The following is a 22,599-nucleotide window of genomic DNA, read 5'->3' on the forward strand; positions in this document are numbered from 1 at the left end:
GTGTTCCTTGCCGTCAGCCGGGGAACGACGGATCGACGGGTCCCTTGAGCTGCGGGGACCAACCGTTTCCGAGGCGCTGGAAAATGCCGTCTGCCGATTGCCCGAAGATTTCCTCCGGGCCGTTTCCGGCGCTTATGGCGGTGAGGCCCGGCCACGCGGGGAGCTGCTGCGGCTGTGAGGCTGTCAGGGATAGAAGTTCCGGGGTGACGTTGTCGGTCGCGGATCCGTCCATGACGGCGACGGTTGTGTCGTTCACCCAAACACCCTGGTCCGGCTGGCGGTCCGTCAGGAGGGTGGTCGGCGGCGTGAGGTCCCTGGGCGTGCCGTCTGCGTTGCGGACGATTCCCGTCACTTGGACCCGGGTCTTCCCGTTTTGCTCCGAAATCACCAGCGCACGTACGCCCTCACGCGATACACGGAATTCCTTGATGGTCCGCCCGGCCAGCCATGCAGGGGCCAGGGTGACCGTGGGCACGCCAGCACCTTCAGCGACGCCGGCAGGCCGGTAGGCCAGCACTTCCGTGGCCCCGTTGGCGCCGGGTCCCGCCGTCCAGACCCAGTCCTGCAGGCCGAACGACGGGTGGGTGAGGGTGGCCCGTGTGGTCAGGGCCCGGGCTGGCTGGCCCGGAACGATCGAGTACAGGGTGGTCCTGCTGCCGTTGAGGAACGCCACCGACTGCGATGCCGGTGATTCGGCGGGCGAGTCCGGCCCAAGGCCTCCCACGGACTGGATGTCAGGCAGCGGGGAAACCCGGTTGTTCTCGTACCGGACAAGCTGGCCGTCATTGACGGCGATCTGGCGGGCCGGGACATTCTTGTCCCGGACAGGCGGCAGTACGGAACCGTTATCCTCGACCCGGACCAGGTCCTGGTTGGCCCGCAGTTCGACGTTGACGACGTCCGGCTGGCCACGGAACGTGAGGGCCAGCTGGGTTTGCATCCTCAGCCTGTCCTCGCTGGAGGCGTCCACCAATTCTTTTGCCGAGAGGTCCACCTGGGCAGCACCGGAGACGACCGGAACAGACTCGCGCGTTAGCTTCATCCCGGAAGGGAAGGCGCTGACTACCGCCCCTTGAGATACGGGGCGGGTCCGCTGAGCAGGGCGCTGGTCATCGCCTTGACGGTTTTCTTTTTGTTGAACCATCTGACATCTGGCACGGCGTAGGTGAAGCTGGGATCGTAAAAGTAGATGGGGTAGGCGCCGTAAATCACCTTGAACGTCTGTTCGGGGATAGCGATTCCGTCAGGGATGGCAGAGATGCGCCACTGGCCGTCCACCTGTGTGAGCGTGACCGGGATATTCTCCTTGGTGCCTACGGGAAACTGCGTGGCGATCCCGTCCGCATCCACGGAGTAAGCCACGTCCAGCTCGTAGTTGAAGACATTTTCGACGCCGGTCCGGACCACCCTTGTTGACCGGAATACAAGTGTGCGCTGGTCCGGCTTCCAGGCCACGGAGGCTGCCTGCGTCAGGTATTCCCGCGCCACCGCATAGTCGTCCTCATAACCGCTGCCGGCGAGGTAGAAGTCTTCAATGACTGATTCCGGTCCCGCACCTTCCCGCGGCGCCACGGGAAAGAAGACAGGGGCGTTGTTTGGCTTTCCGGCACTCTCATCCGTGCTCTTGCCCACCGGACCTGACCGCGGAATCTGTGCGCAGGACGCCAGGAGCAGGAGCAGTACAGTCAGCAGGGCCGCAGCCACGGAGCCTGACCTTCGTCGCGCGCCGGTCATGGCCGCTCCTTCGCGTCCATTGTTGAGGCGGGCGCTTCAGCCGGCTCAGCCTGCGTGGGAGCCTCGGCCGGCTCAGGCAGTTCGGATTCTGCAGCCGGAACGGCACCTCCGTCTTCCGGCAGCGGCACCGATCCGTAAAGCAGCATGGTGCCCTGGCCTGTGCCGCCTGGCAGTCCGACGTCGGCAGGTTCCAGCTGGAGGGGAGATTTGGCGATGGCATCGCCTTGCTTCAGCGGCAACGTCAGCCGGAAATTCGAACCCGTTCCCTTGTTGCCCCAGGCCTGCAGCCAGCCGTTGTGGAGTTTGGTGTCTTCCGCCGCGATGGACAGGCCCAGCCCGCTACCGCCGGTGGTGCGCGCCCGCGCGGGGTCGGCCCGCCAAAATCGGTCAAAAACCCTGGCCGCCTCGGACCGCGTCATACCGATGCCGTAATCCCGGACAGCAACAGCAACGGCGGTTTCGTTGGCCGCCACGGAGATGTTGACCGGTTTCCCTTCGCTGTGCTCCAGTGCGTTCAGTACCAGGTTGCGAAGAATCCGCTCTATCCGCCTGTCGTCCATCTCCACCACTATGCTCTTTTCGCGGGAATTGATGGTGACCACAGAACCGTATTCGGCGGCCACGGGCCCTGCGTCTTCCACGACGTTGGCCACGAGCTGCAGGATGTCGGTGGGTTCGGCGTCGAGCATGGCCACGCCCGCATCGAAGCGCGAAATCTCGAGGAGATCAGCCAGCAGCGACTGGAAACGCTCCACCTGGTTGTACAGCAGTTCCGCCGAGCGCTTGTTGATGGGGTCGAAGTCGTGCCGCGCGTCGTACAGCACCTCAGCGGCCATCCGCACCGTGGTGAGCGGGGTGCGGAGCTCGTGGGACACATCGGAAACGAACCGCTGCTGCATCTGGGACAGCGTGGCAAGCTGGGTGATCTGCTCCTGCAGGCTGGCAGCCATGTGGTTGAAGGACGCGCCCAGCCGGGCCACCTCGTCCTCCCCCTTGACCACCATCCGCTCCTGGAGCTGTCCGGCCGCCAGTTTCTCAGAGACGACCGCGGCGTGGCTGACGGGGCTGACCACATTCCGTGTCACGTACCAGGCGATGGCGCCGATGATCAGAACGAGGACGGCCCCGCCGGCCAGCAGCACGTTCTGTATTTCGTCCAGGGTTTTCTGGGCGGTGTTCAGGTCGTAGATAAGGTACAGCTCGTACACCGTGCCGTTGAAGGTGACCTTGTTGCCGACTGCGATGCCGGGCCGGTCCTCGGTTCCCACCGGGAACTCAGTGGACGCCCAGTACTGGTCCTTGCCCGACTCCTGAACGGCCTTGCGCAGTTCCGGCGGAATCACGCTGACAGTCAGTTGGTCCGAAGCCCGCGATTCCACCCAACGGTTGCGGGGCTTGGTCTGTTCAGGCATCGCTTCGAACACATAACGCCGCTGAATGACGCTTCCGCGCCCCTCGACGGCGTTCAGGGTGTCGTAGACCAGCGTAATCACACTGGACTGATCGGTGACCTGGGCGCCGTCAAACGTGTCCTGAACCTGCTTGACGTTGTACAGCGTCTCCGACTCCGCCTGGGTCAGACGCTCCTGGAACAGGTTGTTGGCAATCTGGTTGGACAGGTAGGCACCAACCACCGCGAACGAGCCGATGGAAAGCAACAGCGTGGTGAGGACCGTGCGGAACTGCAATGACCGGCGCCAGCGGCGGCGCACCGCGCGCAGGAGGAACCGGACGCCCGGCAGGAGACGGATGATCCCGGTCCGGACAAGACGCGCCACGCGCAGTCCTACGATTCGGGCTCGGCGCAGCCAGATCCTGGTGCGGAACGGCAGCCCTGTGATCACGCCGGCGAGCGCGTCAGTATGTTCCGGAGCAGCGTGGACGTGGGCGTGATCCGGTTTCGGGGTGCTATTCAGCTCCGGCCCGCTGCCGGGATCGCCACCGGACGGTTCAGGAACCTGCTTTGTAGCCGACACCACGGACCGTCAAGACAACTTCGGGGGCTTCGGGGTCACGTTCGATCTTTGACCTCAGCCGCTGGACATGGACGTTCACCAGCCGCGTGTCCGCCGCGTGCCGGTAACCCCAGACCTGTTCCAGCAGCAACTCGCGGGTGAAGACCTGCCACGGCTTGCGGGCAAGAGCAACCAGCAGGTCAAACTCGAGGGGGGTCAGCGAGATGCGTTCGTCATTCCGGCTGACCAGGTGCCCGGCAACGTCAATCGTGATATCGGCGATGCGCAGGGTTTCGGGGGCCTTCTGGTCACCGGGACGGAGCCGTGCCCGGACCCGCGCCACGAGTTCCGCGGGCTTGAATGGCTTGGGAACGTAGTCATCCGCGCCGGACTCCAAGCCACGGACCACGTCAGAGGTGTCCGACTTCGCGGTCAGCATGACGATGGGCGAATCGGACTCGGCGCGGATCTGCCGGCACACTTCGATGCCGTCAGTACCCGGGAGCATCAGGTCCAACAGCACAAGGTCCGGTTTCGATGAACGAAAGACTTCCAGCGCCTGTCCGCCGTCTGCGCAAAAGACCGGCTCGAAGCCGTCGTTGCGCAGGACAATTCCGATCATCTCGGCCAGCGCCTCGTCATCGTCCACTACCAGAATGCGTGCCTTCATAGTTATATATTCGCCTATTGAATGGGCTTTGTCCCGTTGAAGCCCCACACGGCATGGCGCAGGCATCCGATTGCAGCAGTGCGGAGCGAGGGATGGGCACGGGACGGAAACGCGCCACAGCCGGAACTACCCGCCCGAAGCTATGAGGCATGGTGGCAAAACTATAGGCTGGGAGCGGGCCGGACTGTGCAGACACCGTCGGGCTCCAACAACGGGCAACGGCTCAGGCCGGGGCGTCCGCGGACAGCGTCTTTTGGGGAGGAACAGGTTGTCAGAGCAGGATCCTAACGAACAACCTCGCGGGGAGCAGCCGGTACCGGCACAACAGCCCCCATGGGGCACACCGCCGGAGCACGCCGCAACGCCTCCCGACGGCGGTCAGCCCCCACCATGGGGCGCGCAGCAGCCTTCCAATAACGCAGCCCAGCCCCAGTGGGGCGGACAACCGCCAGGCTACGGGGCCCAGCCCCAGTGGGGCGGACAACCGCCAGGCTACGGGGCCCAGCCCCAGTGGGGCGGACAACCGCAGTGGAACCCCCATCAATGGAGCCCTCAGCAGCCCGGTTTCCCAAACCAGCCGGGGTACGTGGCCCCGCCGAAGCCCGGCATAGTGCCATTGCGTCCGCTGATGTTCGGCGAAATCCTCGACGGGTCGTTTCAGACAATCAGGCGCAATGCGAAGGCCATGCTGGGGGCGGCGTTGCTGGCGCAGGCCCTGGGAACGATTGTCGGTGCCGTCTTCACCGCAGGAGCCGGATCGCAGGGACAGTCCCTCGGGCTGTGGATGGAAAGCCTGACGCCCACGCAAATGGCCGGTGTGGGCATGGGCCTCGCTGCCGCGGGCATACTGCTGGGAACGGTGTCAGTTGTTATTTCGGCCGTTCTCCAAGGCGTCATGGTGGTCCCTGTGGCACGGTCAGTCCTGAACTGGCGCACGGGTTTCAAGCAGATGTGGTCGCTTTCCCGGTCCAGGATCGGTTCCCTTCTGGGCCTCGGCCTCCTCCTGATCCTCGCGACCGTGGCAGTAGTCGTTGTACTGGTGGGAGGCGCGGTCCTCCTGGCGGATGCCATGGGCGGAATGGCAGCGCTGATCATCGTGCCCCTGTTCCTGGGAACGATGGTGGCCGTACTGCTGCTGTACATCCGGCTCCTGGTGGCGCCGGCGGCGATCGTCGTCGAGGAACTCGGTGTGCTGGACGGTCTCCGGAGGTCGTGGCAGCTCACACGGCACAACTGGTGGCGGATCTTCGGCATCACCCTCGTCATTTCGCTGCTCCTCGGTATCATCAGCCAGATTGTCCTGGTCCCCATTACCTTGGCGTCCGCCGGCCTTTCGTCGGTCGTCGCTCCCCACAGCGGCGACGACGGCCAGGTCGCCCTCGCGGTGGGCGTTGGAATTGCCTCGATTGTTGTCTCGGCGCTGGTGGGTGCCGTGGCCTACGCATTCCAGACGTCCGTCATGGGCCTGCTGTACATGGACCTCCGGATGCGCAAGGAAGGACTGGACCTTGCCCTGCTCCGGCTCCTCGAAGCCGGCGGCAGCGAGAGCGGCGTTCCGGGGCGCGGCATCGCACCAACAGGCCATGCCGGAGGCACAGGCACAGGCAGCTGGCCACAATCCCCCTATGGGCCCCCACCGGGCGCCGGATGAGCCCGGTCCTTTCCGCGCTGGCCTCCGCTTCCTGCGTAGCCCTGCGGTCGGCCGGTGGATGGCCCCTGGCCCGGCCTCCTGTTGATCCTGACCGGCAGGAGGCCCGCAAATGGGCCGTCGATGAACTCGCCAAGCCTGTCTACCGTGACGCGCAGCCTGATTGGCTTACTGATCTCTGGCGGCAGTTCACCGAATGGCTGCGATCGCTCAGCACCGGCGAGGCGGGAATCGACAGCGGTGTTGCTGTGCCTGCCATCGGTGTGACCATTGCCGTCCTCGTGGCCCTCGCCATCCTCCTCGCGCGTCCCCGGCTGAACGCCCGCCGGCGCACTGTCGGGGAGGTCGTCGACGCCGATCCCGCAATCACTCCGGCGGAATACCGCCGGCGCGCCGAGGCTGCGGCGGCACGCTCGGACTGGCGCACCGCCGTCGTCGAACAGTTCCGGGCCGTTGTCCGGTCCGCGGAGGACCGGACTGTCATCGACCCGCAACCCGGGCGGACGGCGGACGAGGTGGCCGGCCAGCTGGCCGCTGCCTTCGGTGCACAGGCCGCCGAGCTGCGTCAGGCCGCCGGCCTCTTCGACGCCATCCGATATGGCAGCGCGGCCGCCAGCGCCCTTGACCACAGCGTCCTGATTGCGCTGGATCAGCTCCTGGAATCAGCCAAGCCCTACTTCGCCGGCAAGGCCGCAGACCGCCTGGCGCTGCCGTCATGACCGCCGACGTCGCGACGCAGAGCCCCGCACCGGTAGGGCCGGACCGCGCGGGCGGCTCCGTCGGGACCGTGAGGAGATGGATCCGCAGGCACCGGACCTGGACCCTGGTCTGCCTGGTCTTTGCGCTGGGCGTCACGGTGACGATCATGGCGCAGCTCTCTCCCCACGGCGACGCCATTCCCCTGTCCGCCCGCAACGCCGCCCCGGACGGAGCCAGGGCGGCAGCGGAAATACTGTCGAACCAGGGAGTGGCTGTCCGGCCCACGGACAACTTCGACGCAACGGTGTCCGCACTGGAAGGCGCCTACGCAGACGGGGACGGCACCACATTGCTGCTGTACGACCGGAACGGCTATCTGGACAGCGGGCAGGTGCAGCAGCTGCAGCAGGCAGCCGACAGAGTCGTCGTGGTCACGCCCCGGCTCAACACCCTCAGTGCGCTTGGCGGCGATATCCGGCCCGCGGGAGTCGTCCCGGCCGCTGTTTCCACCCTGGAACCGGGGTGCGAGCTGGACGATCCGGCGAGCGCCGGTGCAGTCACCGCGGAATCCGCGTACCTCTACAGGGCCAGCCAGGTCTGCTACGAGCCGTCGGAGGGTTTCGGCGGCCTGTATGCCAGCAGCGACGACGGCCGGCTCGTGGTGCTGGGCAGTACGCAAGTCATGAGCAACGACCTGCTGGATGAACACGGAAACGCGGCGCTGGTTCTGCGGACCCTCGGCTCGTCTGACACCCTCGTCTGGTACCTCCCCGGCATCGCCGACGTCACCGCCAGCGGGAAACCGAAGACGCTGGACGAACTGGCTCCGCCGTGGGTCGCATTCCTCGGCCCCTGGCTTGCCCTTGTGGCTGTATTGGCCATGTTCTGGCGTGGACGGCGGTTGGGGCCGCTGGTTTTCGAGCCGTTGCCCGTAGTGGTTAAGGCGGTTGAGACCGCTGAAGGCCGGGCCCGGCTCTACCATGACGCCCACGCCGTGGACCGGGCGGCTGACAGCCTTAGGGCAGGAACCCTTGTCCGGCTCGCGAGGGCCCTGCAGCTCGGGCCGGATGCCGGGTCAGCTGCGATAGTCAACGCCGCCGCCCGACATCTGGGCCGTACACCGGAAGAGGAAGCCCGTGTGCTGGAGGGCCGCCCCCGAACCGAGAGTGAGCTGGTCCGCTGGGCCCAGCAGCTGGACACACTAGAGAAAGAGGTAACCGCCCGATGAGTGAGCACACCAACGGATTCACCCAGGGCGGCCACGGCGGCCCGGCCCTTGCGACGACAGACGGGGTTCCCGGCGCGGACCCTGTCCGGCAGGCCCTGCTCGACGTCAGGGTCGAGGTGGCCAAAGCTGTTGTCGGCCAGGACTCCACCGTCACCGGGATGCTGATCGCGCTGCTATGCCGCGGGCATGTGCTGCTGGAAGGCGTCCCCGGGGTGGCCAAGACGCTTCTGGTAAGAACGCTTTCCGCGGCGCTCAGCCTGGATACGAAGCGCGTGCAGTTCACTCCGGACCTGATGCCCGGTGACATCACCGGCTCGCTAATTTTCGACTCCAGGTCCTCCGAATTCAGTTTCCGGGAGGGGCCGGTTTTCACCAACATCCTGCTGGCCGATGAAATCAACAGGACGCCGCCGAAAACGCAGGCATCCCTGCTGGAGGCCATGGAGGAGCGCCAGGTTTCGGCAGACGGCGTATCGAGGCCGCTTCCCGTGCCCTTCATCGTGGCGGCCACGCAGAATCCGGTGGAGTACGAAGGCACCTATCCCCTGCCCGAAGCCCAGCTGGACCGCTTCCTGCTCAAACTCTCCATGCCGCTGCCGGGGCGGGCGGACGAAATCGAAGTCATCCGGAGGCACGCGGCCGGCTTTGATTCCAGGAACCTGGCCGCGGCCGGGGTGCGCGCCGTAGCGGGTGCCGCGGAGCTGGAACAGGCACGGCAGGCCGTGGCCTTGGTGGAAGTGGCACCGGAAGTGGCGGCGTACATCGTTGACATTGCCAGGGCCACCCGTGCGGCACCGTCCTTCCAGCTCGGGGTGTCCCCCCGCGGCGCGACTGCGTTGTTGAGCGCGTCGCGGGCGTGGGCGTGGCTGTCAGGCAGGCATTTTGTCACGCCCGACGACGTCAAGGCCCTGGCGCTCCCCTGCCTGCGGCACCGTGTGGCGCTGCAGCCCGAGGCCCAGATGGACGGCGTGCACGTCGACGGGGTCCTGGCCAGCATCCTGGCTTCCGTGCCCGTACCTCGCTGACCCATGGCCATTTCCGGGCGGTTCGTTCTTCTGGCGCTGGCGGGTCTGGTGCCGGTGATGCTGTTTCCCCACTGGGGCACGGTGCTGCTGGTCTGCGCCGTCCTGGGTGCCTTGCTGCTGCTGGACGTGTCCCTCGCCGCGTCGCTGCGCAGGGTAATCGTGGAACGCACGTTGCCGGGCAATGTCACGCTCACCGGCAGCACCGAATCCGTCCTGATGATTGCGAATACCGGTTCGCGCACCCTCCGGGCCATGGTGCGGGACGCGTGGCAGCCGTCCGCGGGCGCACAAAATTCCCGCCAACCGGTGCAGGTTCCGGCTGGCGAGCGTCGGCGAATGAAGGTACTGCTGAAGCCGGCGCGGCGCGGCGACCTCAAGGCGCCCCACGTGACCCTGCGCGCTTCAGGGCCCTTGGGCCTGGCCGGGCGGCAGCGCACCATCCCGTGCCCCGGAATCCTGCGTGTGCTCCCGCCTTTCCACTCGCGGCGCCACCTTCCGTCCAAACTCCGCAAGCTGCGCGAGCTCGACGGAAAGGCTGCTGTCCAGATCCGGGGCGCGGGCACCGAGTTTGATTCGCTCCGGGATTACGTGCGCGGTGATGACGTGCGGTCCATAGACTGGCGCGCCACGGCGCGGCGGTCCGCCGTCGTGGTCCGTACCTGGCGGCCCGAACGGGACCGGCGGGTGGTGATCATGCTGGACACGTCCCGGACGTCGGCGGCGAGGATCGACGACGAGCCGCGCCTTGACACCGGGATCGAGGCGGCGCTGCTGCTCGCGGTCCTGGCGGAACGCGGCGGGGACCGGGTGGACTTTTTCGCCTTCGACCGGCGGATCAGGGGCCGGGCCGGCTCCGCGGCCAAGGGCAACCTGTTGGGACAGCTCGTCCAGGCCATGGCACCGCTGGAACCCGAGCTCATCGAATTGGACTGGAGCCAGATCCCCGGCCAGGTCCGGCAGATTTCCGCCCACCGCTCACTGGTGGTGCTGCTGACCCCGTTGGAGGGCGGCGCCCCCGAGGAAGGACTGCTGCCGATGGCAGCCCAGCTGGTGCAGCAGCATGTTGTGGTGGTTGCGTCCGTGCGGGACCCGATGCTCGGCACCATGCAAAAGGAACGGGCGACGGCGGCACAGGTGTTCCGCGCGGCCGCCGCCGAACGCGCCTTGCTGGAACGCGAGGCAGTGGCCATCCAGCTTCGCCAAATGGGCGTCGAAGTGGTGGATGCCGAGCCCCACCAACTGCCGCCCGCACTGGCGGACGCATACATCCGGCTGAAGGCCGCGGGACGGCTATGAGTCACATGCCGACAACCAGGAGGTACCGTGAGCACGCCTATCTATGAACGCGCCCTGGGCAGTGACTTCGCCCGGCTCCAGCCCGAGCTCCAGGAGTATTTTTCGCTCGCTCCCGGCTCCGGACGCTACGGCGTCGGCGAGGGAGTTTTCGACGTCGTGGGGTGCCGGCAGCAGTGGCTCCGGCCATTGCTGCGGCTCACCGGCAGGGAGGAAGCGTTCTTCCCCGAATACGGTGAGCGCATTCCCTTCCGGATCGAAAACCACGCACACCTTGATCCCTTCGGCAGGTCGAGTCTCACGGCGCGGCGCGAGATCCACTTTCCCGGACGCACGCGGCTGTTCCATGACACCACCAGCCTTGATGATTCCGGAAACAAACCGGGGCTGGTGGACTATGTCGGCCGCTACCGCCGCCTCGCCACGGACCTCAACCTCAGCGTGACGGCAGACGGCCGGCTGCGCGGTGCCTCCGAGGCCTCGAGGCTTTTCCTCGGCCCGCTGCGCATCCCGCTGCCGGCCGCACTGGACGCCAAAGCCTATGCGGAACAATGGTGGGACCCGTCCGGGGGCAGCCACGGAAAGCACCGGATCCAGGTCAAGGTGATCCAGCCGCAGCTGGGACTCGTCCTGGTCTACGCGGGCAGCTTCGACTACCGGCTGCGCCTCTACCCCGGCCGTCCCGCGGGACAGGGCCACCTCCCCGGCTATGCGCTGCCGGAGCGGTGGGAGAGCCGGGTTTAGCCCATCGCCAGCTGGTTTAGTCCGTCCGCCACCTGCGTCAGTCGGGTCAGGACGGCGGTGGCGGACGACGGCGTGTAACCCTCCAGTCCGCCCGACGGCGTCACCCGGATCGAACTGAGCGAAGAGGCCGGAAGCCCCAGCTGGCGCCATGGCCGCCAGACGTTCTCCACTACTTCAGATACGCGCGGCAGGGCGGCCGATGCGTCTTTAGGCGGCAGTACGCCGGCCCATAGGCTCTTCCCCGCCTCCACGGCACCTGCGAGCTGTTCCCATTGGCGGGACGTCAGGGCTTTGAGCGGGACGGCGATCCCGTCCGCCCCGGCGGTAAGTATCCGATCGAACGGCGCCTCGATTTCGGGCACCGCAACCACAATCTCGGCAGCTCCGGCGGCCCTGGCCGCATCGATCACCAGCCGCCATGTCTCCGTGACTTCCTGGCCAGGGACGGAGCGCAAAGTCCGGTAACCGCTGGACGTGGGAATGGTGCCGGCCAGGACGGCGGCAACGTCGGGTTCATCGATCTGGACCACCAGCCGCGCTCCCGGAACAGCCGCGCCCACACGCGCCAGGAAATCCCCGACGCCGGCAGCGAGCGACGCTGCGATGTCACGCCGGGCGCCGTGGTCGATCAGGGCCCGCTCGCCGTTGTGGAGATGCAGTCCCGCAGCCAGGCTCAGCGGGCCGCGCAGCTGGACCTTGAAGTCCCGCGCGGGGCTTTCTTCCGTTCCGGCCACGTCGGCGAGAACGTTGATGTCGGTGGAGAGCGCCGACTTGGCGCGCTTGAAATCGCGTCCGGGCCGGTCAACGATCCGCCACCCGTAGGGCTGCACATCGACTGACAGGTCCACAAGGAGCGATGCCGTCCTGCCGAGCGCATCCGAGCCGACACCGCGCCCCGGGAGCTCCACGAGGAAGGGCAGGTGTGGGCTGCCGAGTTCGCCGCGGACTGTCCGGGTGGCTTCGATGGGATCCTCACCCGGCCACGGCCCCAACGCAGTAGCGGTCACCTGCGGAGATTCCGTGCCGCGGAGTTCGGCGATCCGGGCCTCGGCCTCGCGCGCTTCGGCGTCGCGGTCGTCGCGCCCCCTGACGTGGCTGCGGGTTGATTCCGGCATGGGCTAGGCGTCGACGGCGGCTGATGGGGCTTCGGACGGTACCCGCGGCGGGCCGGCGGCCGCGCCGTTGCTTTCTGCGGCCTGGTGGTCCTCTGCAATGGCCTCGTGGTGCCGGATGACCTCGCCGATGATGAAGTTCAGGAACTTTTCGGCGAAGGCGGGGTCCAGGTGCGCTTCCTCAGCGAGCCGCCGCAGCCGTGCGATCTGGGCGCTTTCGCGTCCCGGGTCCCCTGCCGGCAGCTTGTGTGCCGCCTTGAGGAAGCCGACCTTCTGGGTCGCTTTGAACCGCTCCGCCAAGAGGAAGACAAGCGTGGCGTCGATGTTGTCGATGCTGGACCGAATGGACAGCAGCTCCGCCATTACCGATTTGTCCACCTGTCCGGCCAGTGAGCTGGCTGAGGGGTCGTAGGATTCGGCGTCTGGAAGTTCTTGGTTCTGCTCGGTCATGGTTCCAGTCTATGGGCACCGCAGCAATTCCCTGTGGCTGTTAAGCGTCCGCGAAACGCTGCCGGAGGAACGGAAATGCCCGCCGCCCCGAAGGGACAGCGGGCATCTCCAACGCCGAACGGACCTAGCCGGCCAGCAGGGAACGGTTCGCTTCCCTGCGCCTGGCCTGCTCGTCCGGATCAGGCACGGGCAGGGAGGCGATGAGCCGCCGCGTGTAATCGTGCTGCGGGGAGCCCATGACCTGGGTGCCCAGCCCCTGCTCCACGAGCTTGCCCTTGTAGAGCACGCCTACCCAGTGCGACAGGATGTCCACCACCGCGAGGTCGTGGCTGATGAACAGCGCCGCGAATCCGAACTCCTTCTGGATGTCCTTGAACAGTTCCAGCACGACGGCCTGGACGGAGACGTCCAAGGCCGAGGTCGGTTCGTCGGCAATCAGGAGCTTGGGGTTCAGGATCAGGGCCCTGGCCAGTGACGCCCGCTGCCGCTGTCCGCCGGACAGTTCGTGCGGGAACCTGTCAGCGTACGACGCCGGCAGCTGCACCGATTCGAGCAGCTCCCCCACGCGCTTGCGCGCCTGGGCCGGGGTCGGGTTGGAGTGGATGATCAGCGGTTCTGCGACGCAATCGCCGATGGTCAGCTGCGGGTTGAACGATGCCGCCGGATCCTGGAACACGAAACCGATCTCTTTGCGGAGCGGCTTGAAGGTCCGCTCCTTGAGGTTCAGCATCTCGTAGCCCAGCACTTTCAGGCTGCCGCCGGTGGTGCGGTTGAGGCCGGCGATGGCCCGCCCGATGGTGGTCTTGCCGGACCCCGATTCGCCCACGAGGCCGAATACTTCGCCCTCCGAGACGGTAAAACTCACGCCGTCCACTGCCTTGAACCCCGGGCTGCCCAGGCGTCCCGGATACTCGATGGTCAGGTTCTTCGCCTCCACCAGCACCTTGCCGCCCTGATGGGCGCGTTCCGTCAGCCCCGCGGAGGCGGAGTTGCGTCCGAGGTGCGGAACGGCTGCGAGCAGCTTCTTGGTGTAGTCCTCCCTGGGCTGGGCGAACAGGACCCGTGAGGGAGCTTCCTCCACCACGTCACCCTGGTACATCACCACCACGCGGTCGGCGAGGTCGGCCACGACGCCCATGTTGTGGGTGATCAGCACAATGGACGTCCCGTACTGGTCCCGGAGGTTCCGGAGCAGGTCCAGGATCTCCGCCTGGACGGTGACGTCCAGGGCTGTGGTCGGTTCGTCGGCCACGATCAGTCCAGGGTTCAAAGCTAGCGCGGCGGCAATGACGACGCGCTGTTTCTGGCCGCCGGAGAACTGGTGCGGATAGTAGTTGGCCCTGGTTTCCGGATCCGGGATGCCCACCTTGCGCAGTGCTTCGATGGCCCGGGCCTTGGCCTCCTTGGCGGAGACACGGTGGCCGCCGGTGCCGGCGTGCGCGCGGATGCCTTCGGCAATCTGCCACCCCACGGTGAAAACGGGATTCAGGGCTGTCGACGGTTCCTGGAAAACCATGGCTACGTCGCGGCCGCGGATCTGCCGAAGCTTTGCCGCGCTGACGCTGATCACGTTGTTGCCGTTGATCAGTACAGCGCCTGAGCTGGTGGCCGTTTCCGGCAGCAGCCCCAAAATGGTTTTGGCGGTGACGGTCTTGCCTGAGCCGGATTCGCCGACGATTGCCACGACCTCGCCGGGGTTGACTTCGAGGCTGACGTCCTTGACGGCGTAGACGTCGCCGCCATCTGTGGCGAAGGTGACTTTAAGCTTGTCGATGTCCAGCACCGGCCCGGTTCCGTGCTCGTCGATGTTGGTGGTCATGAACCTCTCACTTCTGCTTGGAGCGCCGCCTGCGCGCCCGCGGTGGAATCGGGCCCGCTCTTGCCGGTAGCGGCCTTTTTGCGTCCGCGCAACCGCGGATCGTTGAGATCGTTCATGCTCTCGCCGACGAGCGTCAGCCCTAGTACGGTAAGAACGATCGCAGTACCGGGGAAGACGCCGGTCCACCAGATGCCCGACGAGGCGTCGGCCATGGCCTTGTTGAGGTCGAAGCCCCACTCAGCTGCCGATGACGGCTCGATGCCGAACCCGAGGAAGCCCAGCCCTGCAAGGGTCAGGATTGCCTCGGAGGCGTTCAGTGTGAAGATCAGCGGCAGCGTGCGGGTTGCGTTCTTGAAGATGTGGCGCCCCATGATGCGGATGCTGGAGGCACCCACCACCTTGGCTGATTCGACGAAGGGCTCCGCCTTCAGCCGGATGGTTTCGGCACGGATCACACGGAAGTACTGCGGGACAAACACCACGGAGATGGCGAAGGCGCAGGCAAGGATGCCGCCCCAGAAACTTGACTGGCCCCGGCTGATGACAATCGACATAACGATCGCGAGCAGGAGGGACGGGAAAGCGTAAATCGCATCGGCGATCACCACCAGTACCCGGTCCAGCCAGCCGCCGAAGTAGCCGCTGACGAGTCCGAGGGCGACCCCGAGGAAGATCGACATGGCCACGGCGACAATAATCACAATCACGGCCGTCTGGGAACCCCAGATCACGCGGGAGAATACGTCATAGCCGCCCACTGTGGTACCCAGGATGTGGTTGCCCCCTGGCGCCTGCTGGGCGGGGAAGGTTCCGGATGCATCGCTGAGCTGCGAATATCCGTAGGGCGCGATGAACGGCGCCAGTACGGTGGTCAGGAGGAAAAAGATGGTCAGTACCAGCCCCGTAACGAGCATGCCACGCTGGAGCCCCACGCTCTTCCGGAAATGCGAAATCACCGGGAGCCGGTAGATGAGGGGCTGTTTGCGGCCGCTTACTTTGGTTGCGTTCATGGCTAGTACCTCACTCGCGGGTCGATCAGGGCTGCGACGACGTCCACGATGAAGTTGGTGACGGCAACGATGACCGCCAGCAGCACGACGATGCCTTGTACGGCGACGAAGTCGCGTGCGTTCAGATACTGAACCAACTGGTAGCCGAGGCCCTTCCATTCAAAGGTTGTCTCCGTGAGCACCGCTCCTCCCAGCAACAAGGCGATCTGCAGCCCCATGACCGTGATGATAGGGATCAGGGCCGGCTTGTAGGCGTGCTTTGTCACGAGTCGAAATTCGCTGACGCCGCGCGACCGGCCGGCCTCGATGTAGTCCTTGCCCAGGGTGCCGATCACGTTGGTGCGGACCAGGCGGAGGAACACCCCTGCCGTCAGTAGTCCGAGGGCAATGGCGGGCAGGATGGCGTGCGCCACCACGTCGCTGAGGGCTGCTGTGTTACCGCTGCGCAGCGCATCCAGCCAGTAGATCCCGGTGGGTGCAGCGAGGCTGCCCATGGCCAGTTCCGTCCGGGTGGAGGCCCGCCCGGCGACGGGCAGCCAGCCGAGCCAGACGGAGAACGTCAGCTTCAGAAGCAGGCCCGCGAAGAATACGGGAGTGGCGTAGCAGAGAATTGCGAAAAAGCGCAGGACGGCGTCCGGTGCCTTGTCACGCCGGTGGGCGGCGATCATTCCGAGCGGGATGCCGACTACCAGGGCCACGATCAAGGCGTTGACGGCGAGCTCAAGCGTTGCTGTGCCAAAAGTGGCCAGCATTCCCACGACGGGCCGCCGGTCCGTGATGGTGGTGCCGAAGTTACCGGTGGCCATCTGGCCAAGATACTCAAAGTACTGCACCAGGATGGGGCGATCGTACCCGGCGTCGTGAATCCGCTGTGCGAGTACGTCCGGCGGAAGCCGCCCGCCTTGGGCCGCCGTAATGGGATCGCCAATGACCCGCATCAGGAAGAAAACCATGGTGACGAGAATGAAAATGGTTGGAAGGATCAGGAGGAATCGGACCAGGATGTACGTTCCCAGACCACCGCCCGACGATTTTTTCTTTGACGGAAGAAGTCCGTCGGCGTCGCTTGGGGGCGCCTCAATCAGTGTTGTCATTACTACCTAAATTTGTGCTTTCGGGGCCCGTGGGCAGGCCCCGTGAACTGCAGCGCTGCAAATGACCAGGAAAGGCGGGGCGCCCTGGGGGCACCCCGCCTCCTAGGCTGGCTGGAGCAGCAGGGACGCAGCCTTACTTGGAAACAGTTCCCAAACGGAACTTGAAGGATGCGTCGAGGGTGGAATCGACACCCTTGACGCCGCTACCGGAAACGGCAACCTGTGCACCCTGGAGCAACGGAAGCGTGGAGATGTCCTTGGCCAGGGCATTCTGGGCATCCTTGATCGCGGACTCGCGCTCGCCCTTGTCAACGGTGGTGAGCTGCTTATTGATCAGATCAGTGACCGTGGCGTTGTTGTAGTGGTTCTTCAGGAAGCCGCCGTCAGGGAAGAACGGGGTGAGGTAGTTGTCGGCGTCACTGAAGTCCGGGAACCAGCCGAACTGGAACAAGGGGTATTCGTCGGCCCGGCTTGCCTTGCTGTAGGTGACCCATTCCGTGGACTGCAGGTTGACTTTGAACAGGCCGGACTTCTCCAGCTGGTCCTTGACCATGGCGTACTCGTCCCCGAGGACTTGCCGTAGTGGTCGGGGTTGTACTGCAGGTTCAGTGTCACCGGGGTGGTCACGCCAGCGTCCGTGAGGACCTTCTTGGCCTTGTCCAGGCTCGGCTTGCCGGCGTCGCCGTAGGCATCCTTGAAGGATTCGTTGGCGCCGAGGAAGCCGCTGGGGACGTTGGAGTACAGGGGAAGGTACGTGCCCTTGTAGACCTGGTCGGCAATCGCCTGTCGGTCAACGAGGTTAGCCACGCCCTGGCGGACCGCGAGTGCCTTGGCCGGATCCGCATCCGCGGACTTGGCGCCGAACGGCATCGTGTCGAAGTTGAACGTGATGTAGCGGATTTCGCCGCCGGGACCCACATTGACTTTGACCTTGGAGTCCTTTTTCAGGTCGTCGATGTCGGTGGCGCTGAGGCTTCGGTTTGCGACGTCGATGTTACCCTGCTGGATGTCCAGCTTCATGTTCGTCGGATCGGCGTAGTACTTGATCGTTGCGCCATCGTTGGCCGGCTTCCCGAGCAATCCCTTGTAATCGGGGAAGGCCTTGAAGCTGATGAGCTCGTTCTTCTTGTACGTGTCGATCGTGTACTGGCCGTAGAAGGCTTTCTCCTTGACGATCGTGTCGTCGTCGAGCAGCTTGTCGGCCGGGAAAACTTCATCGTCAACGATCGGCGCGGCTGGGCTGCTGAGGATCTGCGCAAAGGTCTGGTCGTTGGCGAGCTTCAGCTTGAAGACAACCGTGTTGGCGTCCGGGGTGCTGACGCTGTCCACGTTGGCCAGCAGGCTCGCGGGACCGGCAGGATCGTTGATTTTGGTCTGGCGGTCGAAGGAGAACTTGACGTCCTTGGAGTCCAGAGTGTGCCCGTTGGCCCACTTCAGCCCGGACTTGAGTTTGACGGTGTACTCCGTCGGCGACGTGAAGGATGCAGAATCCGCGAGATCCGGCATCGGATCTGCGCTGCCCGGCTTGGAGTTGAGCAGGAAGGAATAGATCTGGTTCATCACCATGAACGAACCGTTGTCATACGAACCCGCGGGATCCAAGGCGGTGACCTTGTCAGTAGTGCCATAGGCTATCGGGCCACTTGCCGCAGCCGATGACCCGCCCCCGCCGCCGGACGGGCCCGTGCAGGCTGTCAGTGCAAACGCGGAAACACCCGCAAGCGCGATAGCGCTGCGCAGGGCCTTTTTGTTCATTGCCATCTGTGGACTTTCTGTTCGAAGAGTACTCGCGCGCCGTCCGGCAACCGGATCAGTTGGACTCGAAGGACGGCACGTTGTCCTGATCACACGATTCAATCAGACGACAGGCCAGTGAATCGTTCCATCCTGTGAGTTGAGACACAAAATTTACCTGATTGGGCTTGGACTATCGTTTTCTTCAGCGTTTTGGCCGGATCCGTGCCCGGCCGAACGATGACGCAGCACCATTGAAGCGCCTGCGCCCCCGGGAATAGAGTTGGACTGTGCCCCGCGCACCAACAGATTCCGCATATCAACAGATTCCTGACAACAGCCCGCTGGAAGGAAGCACGCCATGAGCAAGGCCGCCCTATGTGTGGGAATCAATGAATTTGAACATCTCCCAAAATCCAGCTGGCTTCAGGGATGCGCCAATGACGCCCGGGATCTCGCCGGCCTGCTGGAGTCCCGCTACGGATTCGACGCCGGCGAGATCTCCCTGCTGCTGGACTCCGGGGCCACCAAGGAAAACGTGCTTGCGCAGCTGACGTCGCTGCTGGACCGGGCCGCCGCCGGCGAGGTCCAGCACATCGTGTTCACGTTCTCCAGCCACGGAACCCAGATCCCGGACAGGAACGATGACGAGGCAGACCGCCTGGACGAGGCCTTCGCCTGCTACGACATCAACAACACGGGCGATGCCTGGGATCCGGCTACCGTCATTTCCGACGACGAACTGTTCGCTTTGTTTGCCCGGTTGCCTGACGGCGTCCTCCTGGACGTGGTGCTGGACACCTGCCACAGCGGCACCGGCCTCAAATCGCTGGACCTGCTGCCCGGGCGCCGGCCGCGGTTCCTGCCCGCACCAACGCCCAGCGGCGTCGCTGCCACCGAATTCAGCGACAGCAGGGCCCTCCGGGATCTGGTCAAAGCCGGCAGAGGCGTCAAACCGGTCCTCATGGCGGCCTGCCGTGCGGACCAGACAGCAGCAGACGCTTTCCTGGACGGCCGGTACAACGGCGCCTTCACCTACAACCTGATCAAGTCACTCACCGGTGACGGCCAGCTTGGCCGCACGGAACTCCTGAAGCTCGTCAGCAAGGGCCTCCGGTCAGGCGGCTTCGACCAGGTGGCCCAGCTGGAAGGTTCGACGGCGGCACGCAAGGCGCCCTGGGGAAGCTGACGGAGGCTCACTCCCGGCGTTCCTCCTCCGGGTGGAAGGTTGGCGCCGGCATGCTGGTGCCGGCTTCTCGTTTGATGGTTTCGAGCTTTTCCTGCTGCCACTCCGCGTCCATGACCGGCTTGAGCGCGGCGAAGCACAGCCTTCCACCCTCATCAAACCGCAGCAGGCCCCCGCCGCGGACCGTGTAATAGTCGCTGTCCACCCGGAGGCCCAACTTGTTCCTCGCTTCCGATTTGGACAAGGTGACCGACTGTACGAAGGAAGCGCCTATTTCGGAGACCACGAAACCGTCCGGTCCAACACGGGTACTGGGGCGCACCCGGTTCACCATGATGCTCGTGTCCTGATCGATGCCGCTTGCCTCGATCAACCGCGGGTTCTCCCAAATGAACCGGTTCACCTCCTCAGGGTCCGCGGCCAGGGCGGACAACCGGACGGGATAGCGCAGATCGCGCAGATGCTTCAGCCCGTCCAGGAGTTCGTCAGGTTCCGTGGAAAGGTCAATGTCCCAGAAAGCGTCGCGTACGGCTTGCCTGTATCCCATCATGTCTGTCGGCACCAGCACGGCATCTGCTGCGAGGATCCCCCGCAGCAGATCCTCCCAGCCCGGGTCCACCGGCGGCATGTAGGCGAGCCCACGCAGCACCATCCCCAGCATCTGATGCCCGAGGTTCGCCCCCGCTTCCGCCACTTGGTAGCGGCTCGACCGGCCCCCTGGCCTTTCCAGCCGCTGCAGCCAGAGTTTGACGACGGCGTCCAGCACGGCCTTTACGGCAATCTCACCCCGCCGGTGAGGTTCGGGATCCAGCCGCCACTCGAACGGCACGTCCTTGTCGAGCGGCCGCCTGGCCGCGCCCCGTGAAAACAGTCCGTCGGCAAGCCCAAAGAGCCCGGAGGCAAGGACTTCCTTTTCCATGTTCCGGGCGGGCACGGTTCCCGGACGGCCATCCGGGCCAGGGACAGCCACTGATAACTGCTGCTCCACCCGATCGGGCGACGAAAAAACGCTCAGCATTGCCACGAGGTCGGCTATGCACTCGTGCAGGGCATAGCCGTCCAGCAAGGCGTCGCTGTCTGTCCACTGCCGTCGGTACCCGTCCAGGATCGCGTGCGTCACCTCGTGGGCCACGAGATCGTGATAGAGCCCCAGCGGAACTGAACGCTTCGAGCGGTCATCGGTTCTGTGCCCAAATCGGATCAGGCCGCGCTCGCGGTCGTATCCGGTGGATGTGTAGGGGATCTTGTCGTAAACACTGATGACCAGCCGGTGTCCCGAGGCCCATCCCATTCGACGGCCCAGGGTTACCTCGAAGGCATGGAGTGTCGCGGTCGCCACCGCATAAACGTGCTGGGCAAGGAACCGGCTATCGGCCAGCAGGTCCTCAATCCCGGAGGGAGCGTCCTGGTCGTCGATGCACCACTCGTTGCGGTCCACAGAGAGGGAAACCGGCCGGGGCCCGTCAGCCCCGGGCGACCGCACCCGCAATGCGAGCCGTGAGCCCACCGGGCCGTTGATCATTCTCTCCACGGGCACCCGAATGCTGGTGGTAAGGGGTTTTCCCGATTTGCGGGTGAAGGGGCCTTCGGCGAGGGCGGTAAGCGCGACCATTTCAAGGCCATGCCCGATGCCAAGCGCTGCAGAGACCATAGCGGGCCCGCTTTCCTCAACTTTGCCGCCCACCCCACGAAGTGGTGGTCTGCATGAAGCCTGGTTCCCCAGGCCTCAATTATTGCGGTCGCGGAAGCGATTGACCACGGTTACCCGCCGCGGGCTGGTCCTCCCGGTGATATATGGTCACGGGGATGAGGCCCCGCAGCGCCGCCTTCTTCCCCTCAGCCTGAGCGGATCACGTCAGTCCCCGTGCCGCCGGGGACCGCCCCGGCGATAATGGCCGGGGCCGCACCGGCAAGTTCAGGACCACACTTCATCTTGTCGGCTAGAGTGCGGCCCGCTGCAGCGACCGCGCTGCATCGATGGTTGCCTGCCCCAGGACACGGCTGCCCTGGTACAGGACCACGGTCTGTCCGGGCGCCACGCCGCGCAGCGGGGTGGTCAGGGTCACCACGAGATTGGCCTGCTCCCCGCCGTCGCCGTCCGTCAGCAGTTCCATGTGGGCAGTGGCGGGGACAGGGTCCCCGTGCGCCCGCACCTGGGCGTAGCAGTCGAAATCTTCACCGGTGGCGATTTCCGCGACGGGCAGGCCCGCCCAGGAAACCTTGATGCCGCGGATCTCGTCGATGGCAAGGAGCGCTTCGGGGCCCACAACCACCTTGTTTTCCTTGGGCCGGATCTCCAGGACGAACCGGGGCTTCCCGTCGGAAGCGGGAGTTCCCAGCTTGAGTCCCCGCCGCTGGCCCACGGTGAAGGCGTTGGCGCCCGGGTGCTCGCCGACCTTCGCACCGGATTGGTCCACGATGTCGCCCGTGGTCATTTCAATTTTTTCCGCCAGCCACCCGGCAGTATCGCCGTCGGGAATGAAGCAGATGTCATGGCTGTCCGGCTTGTTGGCCACAGACAGGCCGCGGCGTTCGGCTTCCGCGCGGACTTCAGCCTTGGACGGCGTATCTGCCAGCGGGAACATGGAGTGCTTGAGCTGCTCGTGGGTAAGGACACCCAGCACGTAGCTCTGGTCCTTGGCCCAGTCGGCCGCACGGTGGAGTTCCGGATTGCCGTCGGCGTCGGTGATCACCTTGGCATAATGGCCGGTGCAGACGGCGTCGAACCCCAGCGCTATGGCCTTTTCGAGCAAGGCCGCGAACTTGATGCGTTCGTTGCACCGCATGCACGGATTGGGCGTGCGGCCGGCGGCGTACTCGTCGATGAAGTCCTGGACCACGTCCTCCTTGAACCGCTCGGAGAAATCCCAGACATAGTACGGAATGCCCAGGACGTCACAGGCGCGCCAGGCATCACGGGAATCCTCAATGGTGCAGCACCCGCGGCTGCCGGTGCGGAGCGTACCGGGCATCCGGGACAGCGCCAGGTGGACACCGACGACGTCGTGTCCCGCCTCGACGGCGCGGGCGGCGGCAACGGCGGAATCGACTCCGCCGCTCATGGCTGCAAGAACTCGCATGCTGGCTTTCTTTTGGGGGAAGGGTTTGGGTTACCGGCTGCGGCAGCTGTGGGGCCGGCCGGCCGGACAGACTGCATGCCCATCTATTCTACTGCCTGCCAAAAGGGACACCCGAAAT

16 protein-coding genes and 2 pseudogenes are annotated in these 22,599 nt (G+C 65.3%); 7 read left to right on the plus strand and 11 right to left on the minus strand.

Annotated features, from left to right (window positions below):
- Positions 1–13 precede the first annotated feature (13 nt).
- From FCN77_RS17510 to mtrA, 3 genes and pseudogenes are all read right to left on the minus strand, one after another.
- Positions 14–1,734 (minus strand): annotated as a pseudogene (locus FCN77_RS17510) (LpqB family beta-propeller domain-containing protein).
- A complete protein-coding gene (gene mtrB, locus FCN77_RS17515; RefSeq protein WP_254679037.1) occupies positions 1,731–3,578 on the minus strand; it encodes an MtrAB system histidine kinase MtrB in 1,848 nt (615 codons plus the stop codon). Before mtrB ends, FCN77_RS17510 begins: the two are co-directional and overlap by 4 nt.
- A gap of 106 nt (positions 3,579–3,684) precedes the next feature.
- Positions 3,685–4,359 (minus strand): MtrAB system response regulator MtrA, encoded by a 675-nt coding sequence (gene mtrA, locus FCN77_RS17520; protein ID WP_137323296.1) that lies wholly within the window; start codon positions 4,357–4,359, stop codon positions 3,685–3,687.
- Positions 4,360–4,969: 610 nt separating this feature from the next.
- On the opposite strand from mtrA, the gene FCN77_RS17525 reads away from it, so the two are divergent.
- The 6 genes from FCN77_RS17525 to FCN77_RS17550 are packed head-to-tail and all read left to right on the plus strand — an operon-like array spanning position 4,970 to position 10,996.
- Complete coding sequence (locus FCN77_RS17525) at positions 4,970–6,010, plus strand: hypothetical protein (RefSeq protein ID WP_175417299.1); 1,041 nt, start codon at positions 4,970–4,972, stop codon at positions 6,008–6,010.
- Positions 6,007–6,726 carry a DUF4129 domain-containing protein gene (locus FCN77_RS17530; protein ID WP_137323297.1) on the plus strand — a complete coding sequence of 240 codons (720 nt, stop codon included), beginning with the start codon at positions 6,007–6,009 and terminating at the stop codon, positions 6,724–6,726. The genes FCN77_RS17525 and FCN77_RS17530 overlap by 4 nt, the downstream gene beginning before the upstream one ends.
- On the plus strand, positions 6,723–7,934 hold the full coding sequence (locus tag FCN77_RS17535) for a DUF4350 domain-containing protein (RefSeq protein ID WP_137323298.1): 1,212 nt from the start codon (positions 6,723–6,725) through the stop codon (positions 7,932–7,934). Before FCN77_RS17530 ends, FCN77_RS17535 begins: the two co-directional genes overlap by 4 nt.
- Positions 7,931–8,959, plus strand: a complete 1,029-nt coding sequence (locus tag FCN77_RS17540) for a MoxR family ATPase (protein WP_137323299.1) — start codon at positions 7,931–7,933, stop codon at positions 8,957–8,959. The genes FCN77_RS17535 and FCN77_RS17540 overlap by 4 nt, the downstream gene beginning before the upstream one ends.
- 3 nt (positions 8,960–8,962) lie before the next feature.
- Positions 8,963–10,255, plus strand: a complete 1,293-nt coding sequence (locus FCN77_RS17545; RefSeq protein ID WP_137323300.1) for a DUF58 domain-containing protein — start codon at positions 8,963–8,965, stop codon at positions 10,253–10,255.
- A 27-nt stretch (positions 10,256–10,282) separates the two neighbouring features.
- Positions 10,283–10,996, plus strand: a complete 714-nt coding sequence (locus FCN77_RS17550; protein WP_137323301.1) for a DUF4166 domain-containing protein — start codon at positions 10,283–10,285, stop codon at positions 10,994–10,996.
- Here the strand turns inward: FCN77_RS17550 and FCN77_RS17555 are convergent.
- From FCN77_RS17555 to FCN77_RS17580, 6 genes and pseudogenes are all read right to left on the minus strand, one after another.
- Entirely contained in the window at positions 10,993–12,111 is a 1,119-nt protein-coding gene (locus tag FCN77_RS17555; RefSeq protein WP_137323302.1) for a hypothetical protein, read from the minus strand. The two genes, FCN77_RS17550 and FCN77_RS17555, sit on opposite strands and share 4 nt — an antisense overlap.
- 3 nt (positions 12,112–12,114) lie before the next feature.
- A complete protein-coding gene (locus tag FCN77_RS17560) occupies positions 12,115–12,558 on the minus strand; it encodes a chorismate mutase (RefSeq protein ID WP_137323303.1) in 444 nt (147 codons plus the stop codon).
- A 124-nt stretch (positions 12,559–12,682) separates the two neighbouring features.
- Positions 12,683–14,377 carry an ABC transporter ATP-binding protein gene (locus FCN77_RS17565; RefSeq protein ID WP_137323304.1) on the minus strand — a complete coding sequence of 565 codons (1,695 nt, stop codon included), beginning with the start codon at positions 14,375–14,377 and terminating at the stop codon, positions 12,683–12,685.
- A complete protein-coding gene (locus FCN77_RS17570) occupies positions 14,374–15,387 on the minus strand; it encodes an ABC transporter permease (protein ID WP_137323305.1) in 1,014 nt (337 codons plus the stop codon). The genes FCN77_RS17565 and FCN77_RS17570 overlap by 4 nt, the downstream gene beginning before the upstream one ends.
- A 2-nt stretch (positions 15,388–15,389) precedes the next feature.
- A complete protein-coding gene (locus FCN77_RS17575) occupies positions 15,390–16,481 on the minus strand; it encodes an ABC transporter permease (RefSeq protein ID WP_137323306.1) in 1,092 nt (363 codons plus the stop codon).
- 133 nt (positions 16,482–16,614) lie between these two features.
- Positions 16,615–18,242, minus strand: a pseudogene (locus FCN77_RS17580) (ABC transporter substrate-binding protein).
- A 334-nt stretch (positions 18,243–18,576) separates the two neighbouring features.
- Here FCN77_RS17580 and FCN77_RS17585 point away from each other — a divergent pair.
- Positions 18,577–19,404, plus strand: coding sequence for a caspase family protein (locus tag FCN77_RS17585; RefSeq protein ID WP_137323307.1), 828 nt, complete (start codon positions 18,577–18,579; stop codon positions 19,402–19,404).
- Positions 19,405–19,411: 7 nt separating this feature from the next.
- Here the strand turns inward: FCN77_RS17585 and FCN77_RS17590 are convergent, their stop codons facing one another.
- Positions 19,412–21,052: a hypothetical protein gene (locus FCN77_RS17590; RefSeq protein WP_137323308.1), complete on the minus strand. Its 1,641-nt coding sequence runs from the start codon at positions 21,050–21,052 to the stop codon at positions 19,412–19,414.
- 289 nt (positions 21,053–21,341) lie between these two features.
- A complete protein-coding gene (gene mnmA, locus FCN77_RS17595; RefSeq protein ID WP_137323309.1) occupies positions 21,342–22,481 on the minus strand; it encodes a tRNA 2-thiouridine(34) synthase MnmA in 1,140 nt (379 codons plus the stop codon).
- Between the last annotated feature and the right edge of the window lie 118 nt (positions 22,482–22,599).

This window comes from Arthrobacter sp. 24S4-2 (assembly GCF_005280255.1).
Classification (GTDB): Bacteria; Actinomycetota; Actinomycetes; order Actinomycetales; family Micrococcaceae; genus Arthrobacter.

Bases quoted from the DNA above. Each gene is read 5' to 3' on its own strand.
- mtrA (WP_137323296.1), bottom strand. From the start codon at position 4,359: ATGAAGGCACGCATTCTGGTAGTGGACGATGACGAGGCGCTGGCCGAG.
- FCN77_RS17530 (WP_137323297.1), top strand. From the start codon at position 6,007: ATGAGCCCGGTCCTTTCCGCGCTGGCCTCCGCTTCCTGCGTAGCCCTG.
- FCN77_RS17535 (WP_137323298.1), top strand. From the start codon at position 6,723: ATGACCGCCGACGTCGCGACGCAGAGCCCCGCACCGGTAGGGCCGGAC.
- FCN77_RS17540 (WP_137323299.1), top strand. From the start codon at position 7,931: ATGAGTGAGCACACCAACGGATTCACCCAGGGCGGCCACGGCGGCCCG.
- FCN77_RS17545 (WP_137323300.1), top strand. From the start codon at position 8,963: ATGGCCATTTCCGGGCGGTTCGTTCTTCTGGCGCTGGCGGGTCTGGTG.
- FCN77_RS17555 (WP_137323302.1), bottom strand. From the start codon at position 12,111: ATGCCGGAATCAACCCGCAGCCACGTCAGGGGGCGCGACGACCGCGAC.
- FCN77_RS17560 (WP_137323303.1), bottom strand. From the start codon at position 12,558: ATGACCGAGCAGAACCAAGAACTTCCAGACGCCGAATCCTACGACCCC.
- FCN77_RS17565 (WP_137323304.1), bottom strand. From the start codon at position 14,377: ATGACCACCAACATCGACGAGCACGGAACCGGGCCGGTGCTGGACATC.
- FCN77_RS17570 (WP_137323305.1), bottom strand. From the start codon at position 15,387: ATGAACGCAACCAAAGTAAGCGGCCGCAAACAGCCCCTCATCTACCGG.
- FCN77_RS17575 (WP_137323306.1), bottom strand. From the start codon at position 16,481: ATGACAACACTGATTGAGGCGCCCCCAAGCGACGCCGACGGACTTCTT.
- FCN77_RS17585 (WP_137323307.1), top strand. From the start codon at position 18,577: ATGAGCAAGGCCGCCCTATGTGTGGGAATCAATGAATTTGAACATCTC.
- FCN77_RS17590 (WP_137323308.1), bottom strand. From the start codon at position 21,052: ATGGTCTCTGCAGCGCTTGGCATCGGGCATGGCCTTGAAATGGTCGCG.
- mnmA (WP_137323309.1), bottom strand. From the start codon at position 22,481: ATGCGAGTTCTTGCAGCCATGAGCGGCGGAGTCGATTCCGCCGTTGCC.